Source organism: Variovorax sp. GW460-12-1-14-LB1 (genome assembly GCF_059423605.1).
Genome location: NZ_JBWKYF010000100.1, coordinates 1 through 18,097 on the forward strand (window position 1 = coordinate 1; position 18,097 = coordinate 18,097).

Sequence of the window (18,097 nt, forward strand, 5' to 3'; positions counted from 1 at the left end):
GGGCGCGGCCTGCAGCACGGCGCGCTCGATCTCGGCGATCACCTCGGGCGCGTGCTTGGGCGCGCGCAGCCAGTGCATCGAGACCACCTTGCCGCCGGCGTCCAGGTTCACCTGCAGGGTGCCGACCGCGTACAGCAGCGGCGGCATCTGGCCCTTGTAGATGCGCGAGGGGTTGGCGTTGTAGATGTGGCGTGCGGCGTCGCGGCGGTACTCGCGCGCGGTGGCCGCACTGGAGGCGCGCGGCGCGGGGCCGCTGCCCTGTGCGCTGCTGGCACCGCTCAGCTGGCCGGGCACCGAGCCCGTCGAGCCGCAGCCGGCGAGCCACAAGGCGGAAAGAACAGTGGCGGCCCAGGCGAGGCGGCGCGGCGTAAGCTGGCGGTTCGTCATCATCGCCGGGTTTATACCGTGAGTCGTTGCGGGCCAGGCAACCGAAGGTTTCGGTCATGAACGGTGCGGTCGATCAATTGCTGGCGCGTCTTCGCACCGAAGACGCGGTGCTGGTGCGCGTCGAATCGACGCAGGGCTCGGCCCCGCGCGAGGCCGGCACCTGGATGGCCGTCTGGGCCGATGGCCTCACGGCCACCATCGGCGGCGGCCAGCTCGAGTTCCAGGCCACGCAGGAAGCGCGCGAGATCCTGGCCGGCACGCGCAGCCTCGACGGCGTGCAGCGCTACCCGCTGGGCCCGAGCCTGGGCCAGTGCTGCGGCGGCGTGATGTTCCTGACCTACCGTCGCATCGGCGCCGCCGACGCGCCCGCGCTGCAAAAAGAACTGGTGGCGCAGCTCGAACCCGTGGCCCTGTTCGGCGGCGGCCACGTGGGCGCCGCGCTGGCGCGCCTGCTGGCCGTGCTGCCGTTCTCGGTACGCTGGATCGACAGCCGCGACGGCGTGTTCCCCGACGCACTGCCCGCGCAGATCGACACCGAGCACTCCGAGCCCGTGCAGGACGCGGTGGCCGCGCTCGCGCCCGGCAGCCGCGTGCTGATCATGAGCTTCAGCCACGCCGAAGACCTGGACATCGTCATCGCCTGCCTGAAGCGCTTGCGCACGCGCAACGACCTGCCCTACATCGGCCTCATCGGCAGCAAGACCAAATGGGCCACCTTCCGCCACCGGCTGGAGGCGCGCGGCTTCACGGCCGACGAGCTGACGCGCGTCACCTGTCCGATCGGCGTGCCCGGCATCACGGGCAAGGAGCCCGAGGTGATCGCGGTCGCCGTGGCGGCACAGTTGTTGCAGTCGCTGGGCTGAACAGGGTTTTCCCTTGGCGGTGACGCCGCAAAAAGCATCCCGCCTCGTGCCAAAACTGTATACACTTTCGGTCCACAACAAGCCGCAGCGGAGCGAGGTCCTTTTCAACGGACCTGCGTTCGCGGCACTTTCTCTGCTTACAGCGCCCGCGGTGGTGAGCAGGCTGAAACCCCTCCTTGGCGCCCCCACGCGCCAACAGGGTTGAGAGAGAGCACATGGAAAGCTACTACCTCGACTGGGCCAACCTGCTGCTGCGCTGGGTCCACGTCATCACCGCCATCGCCTGGATCGGCGCCTCCTTCTACTTCGTGATGCTGGACAACAGCCTCGAGAAGCCGCAAGACCAGGAGTCGCTCGACAAGGGCGTGGGCGGCGAGCAATGGGCCGTGCACGGCGGCGGCTTCTACAACAGCCAGAAGTACGCGCTGGCGCCCAAGAAACTGCCCGACCACCTGCACTGGTCGTACTGGGAGAGCTATTCGACCTGGCTCACGGGCTTTGCGCTCTTCACGATGTCGTACCTGTGGAACGCGAGCACGTACCTCATCGACAAGAGCAAGATGGACTGGCAGCCCGGCGCCGCCATTGCCGTGGCGCTGGCTTTCTTCGTCGTGTTCTGGATGGTCTACGACGGCATCTGCCAGATCTTCGGGCGCCGCAAGCACGGCGACACCATCGTGGGCGTGCTGATCGCGGTCTTCATCGCCTTCGCGACCTGGCTGGCCTGCCAGTGGTTCGCGGGCCGCGCGGCCTTCCTGCTGGTGGGCGCCATGATGGCCACCACCATGAGCGGCAACGTGTTCTTCTGGATCATCCCGGGCCAGCGCAAGAACGTGAAGGCGCTGCGCGAAGGCCGGCCGGTCGATCCGGTGCACGGCCAGCGCGGCAAGCAGCGCAGCGTGCACAACACCTACTTCACGCTGCCGGTGCTGTTCGCGATGCTGAGCAACCACTACAGCTTCACCTACACGCACAAGTACAACTGGATCGTGCTGCTGCTGATCATGCTCGGCGGCGCGGCCATCCGGCAGTTCTTCGTGGTGCGCCACCGCTTCAAGCTGGGCAACGCGGGCAACCCGCTGCCTTACGCCATGGTCGGCATCGCGGTGCTGGGCCTGACCATCGTGTGGATGAAGCCCGAGCCCGCCGCACCCGTGGCGGCCACCGCCGCCCAGGCCGCGCCCGCCGTGGCCTACCAGGACGTGCAGAAGGTGCTGGAGCAGCGCTGCTTCATGTGCCACGGCGCGGCCGTGCAGATGAAGAACGTGCGCGTCGACACGCCCGACCAGGTGACGGCGCATGCGCAGGCGATCTACCAGCAGGTCGTGGTGACCAAGATCATGCCGATGAACAACGCGACCAACATCACCGACGAAGAGCGGGCGCTCATCAGCCGCTGGTTCCAGGCCGGCGCCAAGACGAACTAGAAGACCGTGGCCTGCGAGGGCGGGCCACCGGTCGTCGCACAATCGCCGAATGGAGACAACACGCAAGCCATGACCGCATCGACCTCGCCCTCTGCAACTGCCGCTACGCCCGATCCGCGCGAAGCCCCGCGCGCTTTTCTCGAACACCTGTACCGCGTGGCGGTGGACCGCGCGCTGCCGCTGTCCACGCTGGGCGCGCACCTGCCCCAGCCGCCCAAGGGCCGCACCGTGGTGCTGGGCGCCGGCAAGGCCGGCGGCTCGATGGTGCAGGCGCTCGAAGCGCTGTGGCCGGCCGACGCCCCGCTGTCGGGCCTGGTCGTCACGCGCTATGACCACATTCCGCCGCGCCCCGCAGGCGTGCCGCAGCGCATCGAGCTCGTCGAGGCCGCGCACCCCGTGCCCGACGCGGCCGGCCAGCAGGCGGCCGAGCGCATCCTGGCGCTCACGCAGGGACTCACGGCCGACGACCTCGTGCTGTGCCTCATCTCCGGCGGCGGCTCGTCGCTGCTGGTGCTGCCGGCCGAAGGCCTCACGCTGGCCGACAAGCAGCGCATCAACAAGCAACTGCTCGACAGCGGCGCCCACATCGGCGAGATGAACTGCGTGCGCAAGCACCTGTCGCGCATCAAGGGCGGCCGGCTTGCGGCGGCCTGCGCGCCGGCGCGCGTGGTCACGCTCACCATCAGCGACGTGCCCGGCGACGACCCGGCCGTGATCGCCAGCGGCCCCACCGTGCCCGACGCCACCACCTGCGCCGACGCGCTGGCCATCCTCGACCGCTACGGCATCGAGGTGCCGGCGCCCGTGCGCGCGCAGCTCGAAAGCGGCGCGCTCGAAACCCCCAAGCCCGACGACGCCGTGTTCGCCGGCCACAGCACCCACCTCATCGCCACGCCGCAGCAGTCGCTCGAAGCCGCTGCCGCCGCCGCGCGCGCCGCCGGCATCGGCGTGCACGTGCTGAGCGACGAAATGGAAGGCGAATCGCGCGAAGTGGGCAAGGTACATGCGGCGCTCGCCCGCGCCGTGGCCCTGCGCGGCGAGCCCTTCGCCCGGCCCTGCGTCATCCTGTCGGGCGGCGAAACCACCGTCACCATCCGTCCGCGCCAGCCCGGCCAGGCCAAGGGCCGCGGCGGGCGGGCCGGCGAGTTCTGCCTGGGCCTGGCCGGCGCGCTCATGGGCCAGCCGCAGGTGTGGGCGCTGGCCGCCGACACCGACGGGATCGACGGCGTGGAAGACAACGCCGGCGCCTTCGTCACGCCCGACACCCTGGCGCGCGCCACGGCCCAGGGCAAAAAGCTGTCCGACCACCTCGACCGCAACGACGCCTACGGCTATTTCGATGCCATCGGCGACCTGTTCGTGACCGGTCCGACGAACACCAACGTCAACGACTTCCGCGCGATCCTCGTGCTGTAGGCGCGCCCCGGCCCCTGGCGGGGCCGCCGGCAAGCTTTGTGAACTCAGGTTAATCTACGGCCCCGGCGGCACTTGGCCGCCGTTGTCGCATGCGCACCCCCACGGGGTGCCGCGCCGCGCGCCCGATTTCCCGTTTCGTTTTCACCATCCAGTCCTCGAAGGAAAGAGTTCGCCATGACCGCCACCTACACCGACACCCGCCTGCTGATCGACGGCCAATGGGTCGACGCCGCCGACGGCAAGACGCTCGACGTGCTGAACCCCGCCACCGGCAAGGCCATCGGCAAGGTGGCGCACGCCAGCATCGTCGACCTCGACCGTGCCCTGGCCGCCGCCCAGCGCGGCTTCGAAGCCTGGCGCGACACGCCCGCCAACGAGCGCGCCGCCGTGATGCGCCGCGCCGCTGGCCTGATCCGCGAACGCGCCCTGGACATCGCCAAGCTGCTGACGCAGGAACAAGGCAAGCCGCTGGGCGAAGCCAAGGTCGAAATGATGGCCGCCGCCGACATCATCGAGTGGTTCGCCGACGAAGGCCGCCGCGTGTACGGCCGCATCGTGCCCTCGCGCAACCTGGCCGCACAGCAGCTCGTCATCAAGGAGCCGGTCGGCCCCGTCGCGGCCTTCACGCCGTGGAACTTCCCCGTCAACCAGATCGTGCGCAAGCTCGGCGCCGCGCTGGCCACCGGCTGCTCCTTCCTGGTGAAGGCGCCCGAAGAAACCCCGGCCTCGCCGGCCGCACTGCTCAAGGCTTTCGTCGACGCCGGCATTCCGGGCGGCGTGGTGGGCCTGGTGTTCGGCAACCCGGGCGAGATCTCGAGCTACCTCATCGCGCATCCGATCATCCGCAAGGTCACCTTCACCGGCTCGACCCCGGTGGGCAAGCAGCTGGCCGCACTGGCCGGTTCGCACATGAAGCGCGTCACGATGGAACTGGGCGGCCACGCCCCGGTGATCGTGGCCGAAGACGCCGACGTGGCGCTGGCCGTCAAGGCCGCCGGTGCCGCCAAATTCCGCAACGCCGGCCAAGTCTGCATCTCGCCGACCCGGTTCCTGGTGCACAACAGCCTGCGCCATGAGTTCGCGAGCCTGCTGGTCAAGCACGCCGAAGGCCTGAAGATGGGCGATGGCCTGGTCGAAGGCACCAACCTCGGCCCGCTGGCCAACGCCCGCCGCCTCACGGCCATGGCCCATGTGCTGGAAGACGCGCGCAAGAAGGGCGCCACCATCGCCACCGGCGGCGAACGCGTCGGCGACACCGGCAACTTCTTCGCGCCCACCGTCATCACCGACGTGCCGCTGGACGCCGACGTGTTCAACAACGAACCCTTCGGCCCCATCGCCGCCATCCGCGGCTTCGACACGCTCGAAGAAGCCATCACCGAAGCCAACCGCCTGCCGTTCGGCCTGGCCGGCTATGCCTTCACCAAGTCGATCAAGAGCGCGCACCTGCTGAGCCAGAAGCTCGAGCTGGGCATGCTGTGGATCAACCAGCCCGCCACGCCCTCGCCGGAAATGCCGTTCGGCGGCGTGAAGGATTCGGGCTACGGCTCGGAAGGTGGTCCGGAGGCGATCGAGGCCTACCTCAACACCAAGGCTGTTTCGATCCTCGGCGTCTAACTAGTCTTCGGCGGAGGCGTTCCAGAACGCCTGCTGGACGCCCTCCAAGGCTTCCAGCTCCGCGATCACCTGGTCGAGCTCTTCGGGCTCGACCGCGGTGGCGTACAGCGTCGCCGCAATCTCCGTGTCGGCCTGCCCGAAGGCGTGCTGGCCGATGTCGCGCACCGGGTAGTTCGCGGCTTCCAGCTGCACCAGCAGCTGGTCCATCACCTCGGGCCGCGCCGCGCGTGAGCAGATCACGCGCACCGTGTACGTGGCCTCGCTCGATTCCTCGTGCACCGGGCGGCGGTTGATGCGGTTCACCACCGGCCGCAGCAGCGTGTTGCTCGCCAGCACGAAGAGCGCAGCAATCAACGCTTCGCCCAGCAGGTCGGCGCCCGCGCAGGCGCCCACCGCGGCCGACCCCCACAGTGTGGCGGCCGTGTTCAGGCCCGTGATGTTGGCGCCTTCCTTCATGATCGCGCCCGCGCCCAGAAAGCCGATGCCCGAGACCACGTAGGCGACCACGCGCACCGCGCCGTCGGGGCCGCCCAGGCGGGCCGCCATGTCGACGAACACGGCCGCGCCCACGGCCACCAGCGTGTTGGTGCGCAGCCCCGCGGTGCGCTGGCGCACCTGGCGCTCGAAGCCGATCAGCGAGCCCAGCAGAAAGGCCGCGCCCACGCTGACCAGCGTGTCCAGCAGCGAGGGCAGGTTGATGTGGCGAATGGCTTCCATGAGTGATCCTCCTGATCCTCTGTGTGCGAAGCAGGGTAGCGGCCTTGTGTGACAGTCGCGACCCTGCGTCCGCCGGGTGGTTCTTGTCTTACTGCCAGCCGTACTTGCGCGCGTACCAGCCCTTCACGGCCTGCGTCAGCGTCGCGTAGCCGACGAGCATCAGCACCAGCCACGGGAAGTACGCGAGCGGCAGCGCCTGCAGCTTGAAGTAGTGCGCCAGCGGCCCCATCGGCAGCCAGATGCCCACGGCCGCGATCGCCGCGCCCATGGCCAGCAGCGGCCAGGCCGCGCGGCTTTGCAGGAACGGGATCTTGCGGGTGCGGATCAGGTGCACGATCAGCGTCTGCGACAGCAGGCCCTCGATGAACCAGCCCGACTGGAACAGCGTCTGGTGCTCCACCGAATTGGCCGCGAACACGAACCACATCACGGTGTAGGTCAGGATGTCGAACACCGAGCTCAGTGGTCCGAAGAACACCATGAAGCGGCCCAGGTCGGCCGGGTTCCAGCGCTGCGGCGTCTTCAAAAACTCTTCGTCCACGTTGTCGAACGGGATCGCGATCTGCGACACGTCGTACAGCAGGTTCTGCACCAGCAGGTGCAGCGGCAGCATCGGCAAAAAGGGCAGGAAGGCACTGGCCACCAGCACCGAGAACACGTTGCCGAAGTTCGAGCTGGCCGTGATCTTGATGTACTTGAGCATGTTGGCGAAGGTGCGGCGGCCTTCGACCACGCCTTGCTCCAGCACCATCAGGCTCTTCTCGAGCAGGATGATGTCGGCCGATTCCTTGGCCACGTCCACCGCGCCGTCCACCGAGATGCCGATGTCGGCGGCGCGCAGCGCGGGCGCGTCGTTGATGCCGTCGCCCATGAAGCCGACCACGTGGCCGTTGGCATGCAGCGCCTGCACGATGCGTTCCTTGTGCGCGGGCGTGAGCTTGGCGAACACCTGGCGCATTTCGACCACCTGCCGCAGCTCGGCCTCGTTCATGCGCTCGACCTCGTGGCCCAGCACCATGCGTCCGGCGTCGATGCCGACGTCGCCGCAGACCTTGCGCGTGACCAATTCGTTGTCGCCGGTCAGCACCTTCACTGCCACGCCGTGCGCGGCCAGCGCCTGCAGCGCGGGCGCGGTCGATTCCTTCGGCGGATCGAGAAAGGCCACGTAACCCAGCAGCGTGAGCCCCGCCTCATCGGCCACGCCGTAGGCCGGCTTGCGCGCGTCGGCGTGCAGCGTGCGGCTGGCCACCGCCACCACGCGCAGGCCCTGGGCATTGAGCTCCGAGGCCACGCGGTGGATGCGCGCCATCACGTCGGCGTCGAGCGCGAGCACTTCGGCACCGCGTTCGACCGAGCTGCACACCGACAGGATCTCTTCGAGCGCGCCCTTGCAGATCAGCAGGTGCTCGTCCTCGCCGTGCGCCACCACCACCGACATGCGGCGACGCGAGAAGTCGAAGGGCACTTCGTCGACCTTGCGCCAGCCGGTCTGCAGCTGCGTGTCGAGCTGCACCTCGGCGTGGCTGAGCACGGCCTTGTCGAGCAGGTTCTTCAGCCCGGTCTGGTGAAAGCTGTTGAGGTAGGCCTGCTGCAGCACGTGGTCGGAGTCTTCGCCCCAGGCGTTGGTGTGGCGTTCGAGCACGATGCGGTCCTGCGTGAGCGTGCCGGTCTTGTCGGTGCACAGCACGTCCATCGCGCCGAAGTTGTGGATGGCTTCGAGGCGCTTCACGATCACCTTGCGGCGCGACATCACGACGGCGCCCTTGGCCAGCGTGGCGGTCACGATCATCGGCAGCATCTCGGGCGTGAGGCCGACCGCGATCGACAGCGCGAACAGCGCCGCCTCCCACCAGTCGCCCTTGGTCACGCCGTTGATCACCAGCACCAGCGGCGCCATCACCAGCATGAAGCGGATCAGCAGCCAGCTCACGCGGTTGATGCCGGCCTGGAAGGCGGTGGTGCCGCGGTCGGTGGCGCTCACGCGCTGGGCCAGTGCGCCGAAGAAGGTGCGCTCGCCCGTGTGCACGATCACCGCGGTGGCGGTGCCGCTGATCACGTTGGTGCCCATGAACAGCAGGTTGTCGCGCTCCAGGACGCCGGCCTGGTGGTCGGCGGCGGTGGCTGCAAACTTCTCCACCGGCATCGATTCGCCGGTGAGTGCCGACTGGCTGATGAACAGGTCTTTCGCCGAGAGCAGGCGCGCGTCGGCCGGAATCATGTCGCCGGCCGACAGCGCGATCACGTCGCCGGGCACGAGGTCGCGCATCGGCACCTCCATGCGCAGCGTGCCGGCGTGGGCGAGGTCGAAGCCGTCGTCACCGGCACGGCCTGCCTTCTCGCCGGGCGCGGGGCGCAGCACCGTCGAGGTGTTGCTGACCATCGCCTTGAGCCGGTCGGCCGCCTTGTTGGAACGCGACTCCTGCAGGAAGCGCAGCACGGTCGACAGCAGCACCATGCTGCCGATCACCACGGTGGCCTTCGTGTCCTCGGTGACGTAGGAGACCAGTGCGAGCACCGTCAGCAGCAGGTTGAAAGGGTTGCGGTAGCACTGCCACAGGTGGTTCCACCAGGGCAGCGGCTGCTCGTGGCGCACCTCGTTGCTGCCCAGCCGCTTGCGCAGCGCCAGCGCGTGGGCTTCGGTGAGGCCTTGCGACGAGCTGTTCAGGCGCACCAGCACCTCGCCCGCGTCGGTGTGCGAGGCGGCGGCCAGCGCCTTGGCGATCTCGGCCGGCATCGCGGCCGAGCCGAGGCTGCTGGGCTTGGCGCTCAGCAGCGTCTGCCAGCGCTCGAAGTGATGCCGCATGTGGCGGCTGCGCAGGAAGCTTTCGAAAAAGGACTTCAGGACGTTCTTCATTGTTTTTCTCCTGTGTGGGGGGCGCTCAGCGAGCGAACGCCCAGGTGAGGCCCAGCGTCCAGCCGCGCGGGCCGTCGTGGCGCAGGTCGCGTGCGTGGCTGAGGTCGACGTTGACCGACGGCGTGGCCGTCCAGCGCAGGCCGGCGCGCCAGGCGTTGCGCCCGCCTTCGCGGAAGCGCTCGGCCACGAGCGAGAGCGCGGGCAGGGCGGCCCATTCGAGCGCCGCGCCCGAGTGGCTGGTGCTCGGCTGCGCACGATGGAAGTCGCGGCCCAGGTTCAGGTGGGCGCGCCAGGCGTCGTCGAACTGCCAGGTGACGGGGATCACCACGCTGCTGTCGGTAAGGCGCAGCGAGGCATGGTCGGCGTCGCTGCGTTGCCACGTGGCCGAGGCCAGCACGCCGGTGCTCAGCGTGTCGGTGAGCGCGAAGGCCCACTTGATCTGCGGGCCGGCGCGCACGGTGCGGCCATCGGCGCCGCGCTCGCGTTCGAGGTTCAGGCCCAGCTCGATGGGGCCGACGCGGCAGGCCGGGCCGAGGTGCACGAGGCGCTGGCCGCCCCAGGTCTCGATCTGGCACTGGCCCGGATCGAGGATGGCCGCGTCGTCTACCGAATGGTGTCCGCCGGCGGCGTGGGTCTGCGTGGCGGCCAGGCCGCAGAGGGTGGCCAGCCAGGCGCGGCTTGGCGCGGGGCGGCGAAAGGCAAAGGGGCGGGCGGTGGAACGGGCGGCCGTGGCCGTCCGCACGACACGCCGCAGGCGTTCGCGGGTCATGGGAGTTTCTCCTTCGGGTGCGGCGCGCCGCGAAGGAAGGAAACGCCCGTGACGACGTGCTTACTCAGCAGTCAGCCGGCGGGGCTCTTCCGCAGCGCGGCAGGCTGCGAGGTGAATGGGGGATCGATCGGGCAAGGAAGGCGGCGCACAGCGGCGCAAGCAAGGGTCCGGGTCCATGAGGGCCTCCTGTTCTGTGGGGGTGGCAGGGGCGGGCTTCAGCGGCGCGTGGTGCCGTGGCCGGACGGGTCGAGCAGCAGGAAGAAGCTGCGGATGCGGCGCGTGGTCCACAGCGCGGCGGCGCGGTCCAGGGCCTGCTCGTCGTCGACGTGCGGGGCCGGGTTCACACGCACAGGCGCACCGGCGTGCGCCGACGGGCGACCGTGCGACGGTTGCACCTGCGGATGCAACGGACGAATTTGAAACTGGCGCATGACAAGGCTCCTTCACGCTGAAGGGCCTCGCGCACGGACGCACGCAAGCTGACTGACAAAGTCAGCGACGAAGAACAACGGGAATCGGTAGGGAGAGCCGCTTGCCCGTGGGGCAAGGGGTTCGCGCTGCGTGCACGGCGGCCGGCAGCGCGGGAGCTGCCTGCGCTAGAGGGCCGGGGGTGTCACGCCTGCCGAGGCACGCGTCTTGTCACTGATCCAACTGGCACTGTCCACGCACGGGGCTCCGAAATGATGATTTCCGGATTGTTGCACCGCATCATTGGCAGCGTCAACCCTTGGCATGAAGCAACAGGCTGCGTCGGGGCTGCGTGGCGTGGAGCCGGGCCTCGTTCACGCTGCGTTCGATAGGGGCCGGAAACCAGCGGAAGATGTTCGAGTCGCTGCGCCAGCCGTTGCTGAAGCGCACGAACAGGAAGCCCGAGATGGCATTGCCCAGGTCGTCCACCGGAATGCCCGCGGTGCGCAGGGCCTCGACCTCTTGTGCGGCGCTCATGTCGAAGGGAAGTTTCAGCGTGATGCTCGCGCTGTGAAGACTGGGTCGGGGCATTGTGACCTCCTTTGCACTGACCATGGGCCGTAGTGAAGCGCAAGGAGTTGTGTCAGGCGATACCGAAGATATGGGAGCTGTCCATTGGACAGAGGGGGGGCGAATCGCCCTCGCTCCCTCGTGGCATCCCTCGACCGGGGGATGCGATGGGTAGGGTGGCCTATGCCGAATGCCTGCCCTCTGTGCCTATAGTCGACGCGCATGAAACCAAGCACCCCCGCCGTCCTGTTCATCTGCACCGGCAACATCTGCCGTTCGCCGACCGCGCACGCATTGCTGCTCCACAAGGCGCAGCGCGCAGGCTTCGCGGTGGAGGTCGACAGCGCCGCCATCTCCGACGAGGAGCGCGGCAATCCGCCCGATCCACGCTCGGTGGCCGAGGCACTGCGGCGCGGCATCGCGATGCCCGCGCACCGCGCACGCCAGGTGCATGCGGCCGACTTCGAGCGCTTCGACTGGCTCATCGGCATGACGCAGCAGCACTGCGCCGCATTGCGCCGGCGTGCGCCCGCCGAGGCGGCGCGCAAGGTGCGCCTGCTCTCGGAGTTTGCCGAGGCCATCGGCGGCGACGTGCCCGACCCGTGGTACGGCGGCCACCAGGCCTTCATCGAGGCCTTCGACCTGATCGACCTGGGCGTGGAAGGCCTGCTCGCGCAGCTGCGTCGCGACACAGCCTGAGCCTGCAGGCGGTGGGGTTCAGCCCGTGCAGAGCGCCCGGATCGTCGGCGGAATCGGCACCGCGCGGATGCCGCCGCCTTCGCGCTTGGCGGCAAAGATCCGCACCTCTTCGCATTCGAGGATCAGGTCGTCGCCGCGCGTCACGCGGTAGGTCTGCACGAAGCTCTTGTCGCGCCATTCGGTGATGCGCACCGCGATGTGCAGCGTGTCGCCGTAGCTGGCCGCCTTGACGAAGCGCGTGTGCGTGTCGACCAGTGGCGTGCCGATCACGCCGAGGGTGCGGGCGGTGTCTTCCCAGCGCGGCACGCCGCACTCGGCGAAGAAGTGGCGCGAGGCCGCGTCGATCCAGCGGAAGAAGTTGGGAAACCAGACGATGCCGGCCGGGTCGCAGTCGCCGAACTCGACGCGTGCGGTGTAGACGACTTCCTTGCCGGAAGCGTCGGTGGGAGATGGAGTGCTGCTCATCCGTCGATTGTCCCGGCTGCTCAATCCGCCTTGATGCCGCGCTCGCGGATCAGCGCGCCGAAGCGTTGCGAATCCGCTGCCGCACGGCGCTGGAAATCGGCCGGCGTGCCCGGTGCCGGCTCGCCGCCGATGGCCGCGATGCGCTCCTTCACCGCCGGCAGCGCGAGCGCGCGGTTGACCTGCGTGTTGAGCTGCGCCACCACCTCGGGCGGCGTGCCGGCCGGGGCGTAGAAACCGAACACCGTGTCGGCGTCGAAGCCGCGCAGGCCGGCCTCGTCGAGCGTGGGCACGTCGGGGAACTGCGACGAGCGGTGCGGGCTGCCCACGGCCAGCAGCTTGAGCTTGCCGGCGCGCACCTGGTTCAGGGCAATGCCGGGGTCGAAGGCGTAGTCGATCTGGCCGGCCAGCAGGTCCTGCAAGGCGGGCGCCGCGCCGCGGTAGGGCACGTGCAGCGCGAACAGGCCGGCCTGGCTCTTGAACATTTCGCCTGCCAGGTGCGGCGAGCTGCCGTTGCCCGGCGAGCCGTACGACAGCTTGCCGGGGTTGGCCTTGAGGTAGGCCATGAACGACTTCACGTCGGTCGGCGGCAGCGACGGCCGCGTGACCAGGAACACCAGCACGCGCGCGGCGGCGGCCACGGGCACCAGGTCCTTCGCGGGGTCGAAGCTCATGCGTGCATACAGGTGCGGGTTCACCGACACCATGCCGCCCGAGCTCATGAGCAGCGTGTAGCCGTCGGCCGCCGCGCGCGCCACGGCCTCGCCGCCGACGTTGCCGTTGGCACCGCCGCGGTTCTCGATCACCACGGGCTGCTTCAGCGCCTCCTGCAGCGGCTGCGAGACGGCACGCGCGAGCTGGTCGGCCGCGCCGCCGGCCGGGAAGTTGACGATCACCTTGATGGGCTTGGAGGGCCAGGTGTCGGCGTGCACGGCGGGCGCGCACAAGGCCGTGCTGGCCAGGGCGAGCGCCAGCAGCACGCGGCGCGATGAAGCGGGGGTGGATGGGGTCATGGTTCTTTGTCTCCTCAGATCGTGGTCGTTGTCTTGGGCCGCTTCATCCAGCGGATGGGTTGCGCCTGCACCGGGCGCGGCGCGGCGCCGTGGCGCGTGAGCGCGGCGTCCAGCGCCTTGCCGCCTTCGTCCGCGAGCGCGGCCTCGCGGGCCGCGGCGATCGCCTCGGCGCGCGCGGCGGGCTGCAGCGTGGCGCGGCCTGCGAGCTCGTCGATCACGTGCAGCAGGTTGTGCTTGCCGCGTTCGTTGGTGCTGCCGTAGCCCTTGATGAGCCGGCCGCACAGCGCCAGCTCGCGGCCCAGCGCCCAGTGCGCGCGCGTGCCGGTCTCGACGGCGGCCAGCCAGCGCTCGATCAGCGCCTGCTCTTCGGCAAAGCGGCTGCCGCGCCGGCGCAGCCAGGTGAGCGAGGCCAGCACGCGCAGCGAGGCCATGCCGAGCACCGAGTGGCTGCCCACCTGCAGCGGCAGCGCCCACGGCGCGAGTCCGCGCGACTGGCGGGCGCGGTCCCAGGCGGTCACGCGGCGCGCGAGCGACGGCGGCAGCAGCGCCGCGAACTCGGGCGCGCCGGGCTTGAAGTGGTCGAAGACCTTCACGAGGTCGTCGTCGCCCGCGCGCACTTCCTGGCGCACGCGCTGCGCGCGGCTGGCGCGGCCCTTCAGCGCGGCCACGCGCACGATGTCGTCGAAGGCCATCCACAGCGCCAGCCAGCGCGCCATTTCGCGCGTGACCGCGAAGCCCTGCGCGCCCGACGGATCGGCGGCGCGCTCGGCCTCGAGAATTCGCGCGAGGCGCTCGGCGTACAGCGCGGCGTAGGCGTTGTCCTGGTAGTCGCGCACCCGTGCATGGCCGAGCGCGAGCATGTCGTGCACGGCCGGCGGAAAGCGGCGCGCCACGTCGTCGGGCAGGGCCTGCGGCGGCGGGGGCGCGTCGCGCGTGTCGTCGCCGGCCAGCACGCCCTGCACGAAGGCGGCCTGGGCGCGCGGCGCGCGCACGGCCTCGAAGGCGGCGGCAAAGCCGCGCAGGCTGGCGGCGGCCATCTTGCCGAGCTTGTCGGGCGCGGCCTCGTCGCCGCCGCGCACCGCGCGCTCGTAGGCTTCGCGCGGGAACGGGAACAGGCCGCTGCCCGCGATCGCGCCCAGCATCACGGCACTGACCACCGTGCCGGCCTCGCGCGCCATGGCGCCCATGTCGAGCACGTGGTGCTCGCGGCTGAAGGCCTTGACCACGTCCAGCAGTCGCTGCGCGTCGGCGCGGCCGTCGCCGGGCACCATGCGCTCGGCCGTGGTGAGGACGCGCGCCGACGAGCTGATGACCAGCGTGCGCAGCGGCGCGCTCATGCCGTTGCCGATCTGGCGCGTGGTCTCCAGCAGCTCGGACGAGACGATCGCGTCGAGCGCGCCCGGCACCGGTCCCAGGCTGAACACCGGGCGCCGGCCGCCGAGTTGTGCCATCGGCACCGGGAACACTTCGAGGTAGTAGGTGGTCGCGCCGGTGCGCTGCGCCACGCCGGGGATCGACGTGCTCTGCGCCGCGTAGCCCGCGTGCCTTGCGGCGTCGACCAGCCATTCGGTGAGCACGCCGCCGCCTTCGCCGCCGAGGGCGCACACGAGCAGGGTGGTGGGACGGTTCTGTTCCATGTCTCGGTTCTCTTTCATGCCGGCCGCAGGGCGCCGACGATCGCGCTGCGCAGGCCGTGCAGCAGGCGTTCGTGCCACTTCGGGTTCTGCACCACCTCGGCGCGGTAGAAGCTCGGGCATAGCGTGGCCGCGTGCGCGTTGGCGCCGCACAGGCCGCAGCCCACGCAGCCGTCGATGACGACGGCCACCGGGTCGACCTTCAGCGGGTCGGGGTTGTCCTTGAGCGTGAGCGTGGGGCAGCCCGACAGGCGGATGCAGGCGTGGTCGCCGTTGCAAACGTCCTCGTCGACGCCGTACTTCACGCGCACCACGCGCTGGCCCTTCTTGAGCAGGCCGGCGATCCACGGCTTGATGCGGCGTTGCCGCTCGAGCTGGCATTCGCCTTCGGCGATCACCACCTTCAGGCCGTTGAATTCGCTCGTGAGCGCCTCGGTGAGGGTCTTGCGCATGCGCTCCACGTCGTAGGTGGTGACGGTGCGCATCCACTTCACGCCCAGGCCCGTGAGCGTGGCCTCGATGGTCTGGTTCTTGTCGACCAGGCTTTGCTGCTTGTCGACGGCGCGCTCCTTCACCTCGTCGTCGGGCGTGGAGATGATGTCCTGCGTGCCGGTGGCCGAGGTGTAGCCGTTCTTGAAGATCAGCAGCACCGCGTCGTCGTCGTTGAACAGCGCGCTCTGCACGCCCGTGAGCAGGCCGTTGTGCCAGAAACCGCCGTCGCCCATGATCGACAGCGTGCGCCGGTTCATCATCGGCGCCACGCCCGCGCGGCTGGCCAGGCTCATGCCGTAGCCGAGGATCGAATGGCCCATCGAAAACGGCTCGAAGGTGCCGAAGGCGTGGCAGCCGATGTCGGCCGCGATGTGCACCGGCCCGGTCTCCTGCTGCGCGAGCTTGAGGGCCGAGAACACCGGCCGCTCGGGGCAGCCGACGCAGAAGCTCGGCGGGCGGTTGGGCAGCGGCGCGTCGAGCCGGCGTGCCACCGCCTCGCGGCGTTCGCGGTTGCCGGCCAGCCAGGCCTGCGCCGACGTGGCGGCTTCGCTCGCGCCGAGGTAGCGCTCGGCAAAGGCCGCGAGGCCGCCCGACAGCACTTCCACGCCGTACTCGCCGGCCTGCGGCAGCAGGTCCTTGCCGTGCAGCGGCGTCTGGATGTCGCGCCGGCGCAGCAGCGTGGCGATGTCCTGCTCGATGTACTCGGGCTGGCCTTCTTCCACCACCAGCACCGCGCGCTTGCCCACGCAGAAGTCGGCCACCTGCTCGGGCACCAGCGGGTAGGTCACGTTGAGCACCAGGATCGGGATGTCGGTGTCGCCGAAGGCATCGGCCAGGCCCTGCTGCTGCAGGCTGCGGATCAGCGCGTTGTACAGCCCGCCCTGCACCACGATGCCCAGGTCGGGGTGGCGCCGGCCGGGCATCAGCTCGTTGAGGCCGTTCGCCACGATGTGGCGGCGCGCGGCCGGCATGCGCTCGTCGCCCTTGAGTTTTTCGTGGCGGAAGGTGACGGGCGGGTGCGCCAGGCGCATGTAGTCGAAGCCCGCGGGCTCGTCCATGAGCGCGCGCGTGGACACGGCGGGCGCGATGTTGTCCTTGCAGTCGAAGCTGCCGCGCACGTGGCAGGTGCGGATGCGCAGCTCCATCAAGCAGGGCATGTTCGAGGCCTCCGACAGCTGGAAGCCCTGCTCGACCATGCGCACCATCACGCCCAGGTCGGGCCGCGGATCGAGCAGGCACATGCTCGACTTGAGCGCGTAGGCGTGCGTGCGCTCCTGGATCACGCTGGCGCCTTCGCCGTAGTCCTCGCCCACCACGATCAGCACGCCGCCGGTCACGCCGGGCGACGACAGGTTGGACAGCGCATCGGCCGCCACGTTGGTGCCGACGATCGACTTCCAGGTCACGGCGCCGCGCAGCGGGTAGTGGATGGACGCGCCGAGCATCGCCGCCGCCGAGGCCTCGTTGGAGCAAGCTTCGACGTGCACGCCCAGCTCGTCCATGTAGGCCTTGCCCTGCACCATCACGTCCAGCAGGTGCGACACCGGCGCGCCCTGGTAGCCGCCGACGTAGGCCACGCCCGACTGCAGCAGGCCCTTGGTGATCGCGAGGATGCCCTCGCCGTGGAAGGTGTCGCCCGCGCCCAGGCGCAGCATTTCCACTTCCTTGCTGAATGAAACTTCCATCGTGTCTCGTGCTTCTTGTCGTGGGGAGAACGCGGGAGTGTGGGCGGGCCTGCGTCATACTTCAATGCAATGAGCCAGCTATCGAATATGAATGGAGTGCATATTGATTCGGTCGACCTCAACCTGCTCCGGTTGTTCGACGCCGTCTACCGCACCCGCAACGTGAGCCGCGCCGCCGAGGCGCTGGGCCTCACGCAGCCGGCGGCCAGCCACGGCCTCACGCGGCTGCGCCTGCTGCTGGGCGACGCGCTGTTCACGCGCAGCCTCGGCGGCGTGGCGCCCACGCCGCGCGCCGAACGGCTGGCGGTGCCCGTGCAGTCGGCGCTGGCGATGCTGCAGCAGGCGCTGGCCGAGCCCGAGCGCTTCGACCCGGCCGCGTCGCGCAAGCTCTTTCGCATCCACATGAGCGACATCGGCGAGGGCCGTTTTTTGCCCGCGCTGATGGCGCGGCTGCGCGAGCTGGCGCCGGGCGTGCGCGTGGAGACCATGCCGCTCGCGCCGGGCGAGATCGCCACCGCGCTGGACAGCGGCAGGGTCGACTTCGCCTTCGGCTTCCTGCCGCACGTGGAGGACACCCAGCGCACCCAGCTGCTGAAAGACCGCTACATCGTGCTGCTGCGCCACGACCACCCCTTCGTGAAGCGCCGGCGCAGCGGCCAGGCGCTGCTGGCCGCGCTGCACGAGCTCGACTATGTGGCCGTGCGCACCCACGCCGACACGCTGCGCATCCTGCAGCTGCTGAACCTCGAAGACCGCCTGCGCCTGACGACCGAGCACTTCATGGTGCTGCCGGCCATCGTGCGCGCCACCGACCTGGCGGTGGTGATGCCGCGCAACATCGCGCGCGGCTTCGCGGCCGAGGGCGGCTACGCCATCGTCGAGCCGCCGTTTCCGCTGCGCGACTTCACCGTGTCGCTGCACTGGAGCAAGCGCTTCGAGGCCGACCCGGGCAACCGGTGGCTGCGGCAGGTGATCGTGGCCCTGTTCTCGGAGCGAGGCTGACCGCGACCGCCGACAGCGTGCCCTGTGACCAGGGCACTGGGTGCTTCCCGCAGCGAAATCAAGGAGGAGGGCGAAGCCCGGG

Annotated in this window: 16 protein-coding genes; 6 read left to right on the forward strand and 10 right to left on the reverse strand. The window is 69.8% G+C overall.

Annotated features, from left to right (window positions below; all coding sequences use genetic code 11):
• A partial coding sequence (locus AC07Y4_RS30090; RefSeq protein ID WP_495275523.1) for a hypothetical protein occupies positions 1-387 on the reverse strand: 387 nt, incomplete at its 3' end.
• Between the two features lie 56 nt (positions 388-443).
• Here AC07Y4_RS30090 and xdhC point away from each other — a divergent pair.
• The 4 genes from xdhC to AC07Y4_RS30110 all read left to right on the forward strand — a co-directional run bounded on the left by xdhC (position 444) and on the right by AC07Y4_RS30110 (position 5,710).
• Positions 444-1,250, forward strand: coding sequence for a xanthine dehydrogenase accessory protein XdhC (xdhC, locus tag AC07Y4_RS30095; RefSeq protein WP_487850068.1), 807 nt, complete (start codon positions 444-446; stop codon positions 1,248-1,250).
• Between the two features lie 215 nt (positions 1,251-1,465).
• Positions 1,466-2,677, forward strand: a complete 1,212-nt coding sequence (locus AC07Y4_RS30100) for a urate hydroxylase PuuD (protein ID WP_159274485.1) — start codon at positions 1,466-1,468, stop codon at positions 2,675-2,677.
• A gap of 69 nt (positions 2,678-2,746) precedes the next feature.
• Entirely contained in the window at positions 2,747-4,093 is a 1,347-nt protein-coding gene (locus AC07Y4_RS30105; RefSeq protein ID WP_487850069.1) for a glycerate kinase type-2 family protein, read from the forward strand.
• Between the two features lie 174 nt (positions 4,094-4,267).
• Positions 4,268-5,710 carry an NAD-dependent succinate-semialdehyde dehydrogenase gene (locus AC07Y4_RS30110; protein WP_159277977.1) on the forward strand — a complete coding sequence of 481 codons (1,443 nt, stop codon included), beginning with the start codon at positions 4,268-4,270 and terminating at the stop codon, positions 5,708-5,710.
• Here the strand turns inward: AC07Y4_RS30110 and AC07Y4_RS30115 are convergent, their stop codons facing one another.
• The 5 genes from AC07Y4_RS30115 to AC07Y4_RS30135 all read right to left on the reverse strand — a co-directional run bounded on the left by AC07Y4_RS30115 (position 5,711) and on the right by AC07Y4_RS30135 (position 10,995).
• Complete coding sequence (locus tag AC07Y4_RS30115) at positions 5,711-6,427, reverse strand: MgtC/SapB family protein (protein ID WP_487850070.1); 717 nt, start codon at positions 6,425-6,427, stop codon at positions 5,711-5,713.
• Between the two features lie 88 nt (positions 6,428-6,515).
• Positions 6,516-9,281 carry a magnesium-translocating P-type ATPase gene (gene mgtA, locus AC07Y4_RS30120; protein WP_487850071.1) on the reverse strand — a complete coding sequence of 922 codons (2,766 nt, stop codon included), beginning with the start codon at positions 9,279-9,281 and terminating at the stop codon, positions 6,516-6,518.
• Positions 9,282-9,306: 25 nt separating this feature from the next.
• Positions 9,307-10,050 carry a PA4824 family protein gene (locus AC07Y4_RS30125; RefSeq protein ID WP_487850072.1) on the reverse strand — a complete coding sequence of 248 codons (744 nt, stop codon included), beginning with the start codon at positions 10,048-10,050 and terminating at the stop codon, positions 9,307-9,309.
• Between the two features lie 215 nt (positions 10,051-10,265).
• Complete coding sequence (locus AC07Y4_RS30130; protein ID WP_487850073.1) at positions 10,266-10,481, reverse strand: hypothetical protein; 216 nt, start codon at positions 10,479-10,481, stop codon at positions 10,266-10,268.
• Between the two features lie 289 nt (positions 10,482-10,770).
• A complete protein-coding gene (locus AC07Y4_RS30135) occupies positions 10,771-10,995 on the reverse strand; it encodes a hypothetical protein (RefSeq protein WP_487850074.1) in 225 nt (74 codons plus the stop codon).
• 255 nt (positions 10,996-11,250) lie between these two features.
• Between AC07Y4_RS30135 and AC07Y4_RS30140 the strand changes: the two genes are divergently transcribed.
• A complete protein-coding gene (locus AC07Y4_RS30140; protein WP_487850075.1) occupies positions 11,251-11,727 on the forward strand; it encodes a low molecular weight protein-tyrosine-phosphatase in 477 nt (158 codons plus the stop codon).
• Positions 11,728-11,745: 18 nt separating this feature from the next.
• On the opposite strand, the gene AC07Y4_RS30145 is transcribed toward AC07Y4_RS30140, so the two are convergent.
• Genes AC07Y4_RS30145 through AC07Y4_RS30160 form a run of 4 tightly spaced genes read right to left on the reverse strand, consistent with a single transcriptional unit; the run spans position 11,746 to position 17,013 of the window.
• The gene (locus tag AC07Y4_RS30145) at positions 11,746-12,192 is read right to left on the reverse strand and encodes an acyl-CoA thioesterase (RefSeq protein ID WP_487850076.1); all 447 of its coding nucleotides are present in this window, start codon (positions 12,190-12,192) and stop codon (positions 11,746-11,748) included.
• Between the two features lie 20 nt (positions 12,193-12,212).
• Positions 12,213-13,202: a Bug family tripartite tricarboxylate transporter substrate binding protein gene (locus AC07Y4_RS30150; protein ID WP_487850077.1), complete on the reverse strand. Its 990-nt coding sequence runs from the start codon at positions 13,200-13,202 to the stop codon at positions 12,213-12,215.
• 14 nt (positions 13,203-13,216) lie between these two features.
• The gene (locus AC07Y4_RS30155) at positions 13,217-14,839 is read right to left on the reverse strand and encodes an indolepyruvate oxidoreductase subunit beta family protein (protein WP_487850078.1); all 1,623 of its coding nucleotides are present in this window, start codon (positions 14,837-14,839) and stop codon (positions 13,217-13,219) included.
• A 14-nt stretch (positions 14,840-14,853) separates the two neighbouring features.
• Positions 14,854-17,013, reverse strand: coding sequence for a thiamine pyrophosphate-dependent enzyme (locus AC07Y4_RS30160; RefSeq protein ID WP_487850079.1), 2,160 nt, complete (start codon positions 17,011-17,013; stop codon positions 14,854-14,856).
• Between the two features lie 87 nt (positions 17,014-17,100).
• On the opposite strand from AC07Y4_RS30160, the gene AC07Y4_RS30165 reads away from it, so the two are divergent.
• Entirely contained in the window at positions 17,101-18,015 is a 915-nt protein-coding gene (locus AC07Y4_RS30165; protein ID WP_095744196.1) for a LysR family transcriptional regulator, read from the forward strand.
• Positions 18,016-18,097 lie beyond the last annotated feature (82 nt).

Coding starts and splice junctions, on each gene's coding strand:
- xdhC (WP_487850068.1), top strand. CDS start 444: ATGAACGGTGCGGTCGATCAATTGCTGGCGCGTCTTCGCACCGAAGAC.
- AC07Y4_RS30100 (WP_159274485.1), top strand. CDS start 1,466: ATGGAAAGCTACTACCTCGACTGGGCCAACCTGCTGCTGCGCTGGGTC.
- AC07Y4_RS30105 (WP_487850069.1), top strand. CDS start 2,747: ATGACCGCATCGACCTCGCCCTCTGCAACTGCCGCTACGCCCGATCCG.
- AC07Y4_RS30110 (WP_159277977.1), top strand. CDS start 4,268: ATGACCGCCACCTACACCGACACCCGCCTGCTGATCGACGGCCAATGG.
- AC07Y4_RS30115 (WP_487850070.1), bottom strand. CDS start 6,427: ATGGAAGCCATTCGCCACATCAACCTGCCCTCGCTGCTGGACACGCTG.
- mgtA (WP_487850071.1), bottom strand. CDS start 9,281: ATGAAGAACGTCCTGAAGTCCTTTTTCGAAAGCTTCCTGCGCAGCCGC.
- AC07Y4_RS30125 (WP_487850072.1), bottom strand. CDS start 10,050: ATGACCCGCGAACGCCTGCGGCGTGTCGTGCGGACGGCCACGGCCGCC.
- AC07Y4_RS30130 (WP_487850073.1), bottom strand. CDS start 10,481: ATGCGCCAGTTTCAAATTCGTCCGTTGCATCCGCAGGTGCAACCGTCG.
- AC07Y4_RS30135 (WP_487850074.1), bottom strand. CDS start 10,995: ATGAGCGCCGCACAAGAGGTCGAGGCCCTGCGCACCGCGGGCATTCCG.
- AC07Y4_RS30140 (WP_487850075.1), top strand. CDS start 11,251: ATGAAACCAAGCACCCCCGCCGTCCTGTTCATCTGCACCGGCAACATC.
- AC07Y4_RS30145 (WP_487850076.1), bottom strand. CDS start 12,192: ATGAGCAGCACTCCATCTCCCACCGACGCTTCCGGCAAGGAAGTCGTC.
- AC07Y4_RS30150 (WP_487850077.1), bottom strand. CDS start 13,202: ATGACCCCATCCACCCCCGCTTCATCGCGCCGCGTGCTGCTGGCGCTC.
- AC07Y4_RS30155 (WP_487850078.1), bottom strand. CDS start 14,839: ATGGAACAGAACCGTCCCACCACCCTGCTCGTGTGCGCCCTCGGCGGC.
- AC07Y4_RS30160 (WP_487850079.1), bottom strand. CDS start 17,013: ATGGAAGTTTCATTCAGCAAGGAAGTGGAAATGCTGCGCCTGGGCGCG.
- AC07Y4_RS30165 (WP_095744196.1), top strand. CDS start 17,101: ATGAATGGAGTGCATATTGATTCGGTCGACCTCAACCTGCTCCGGTTG.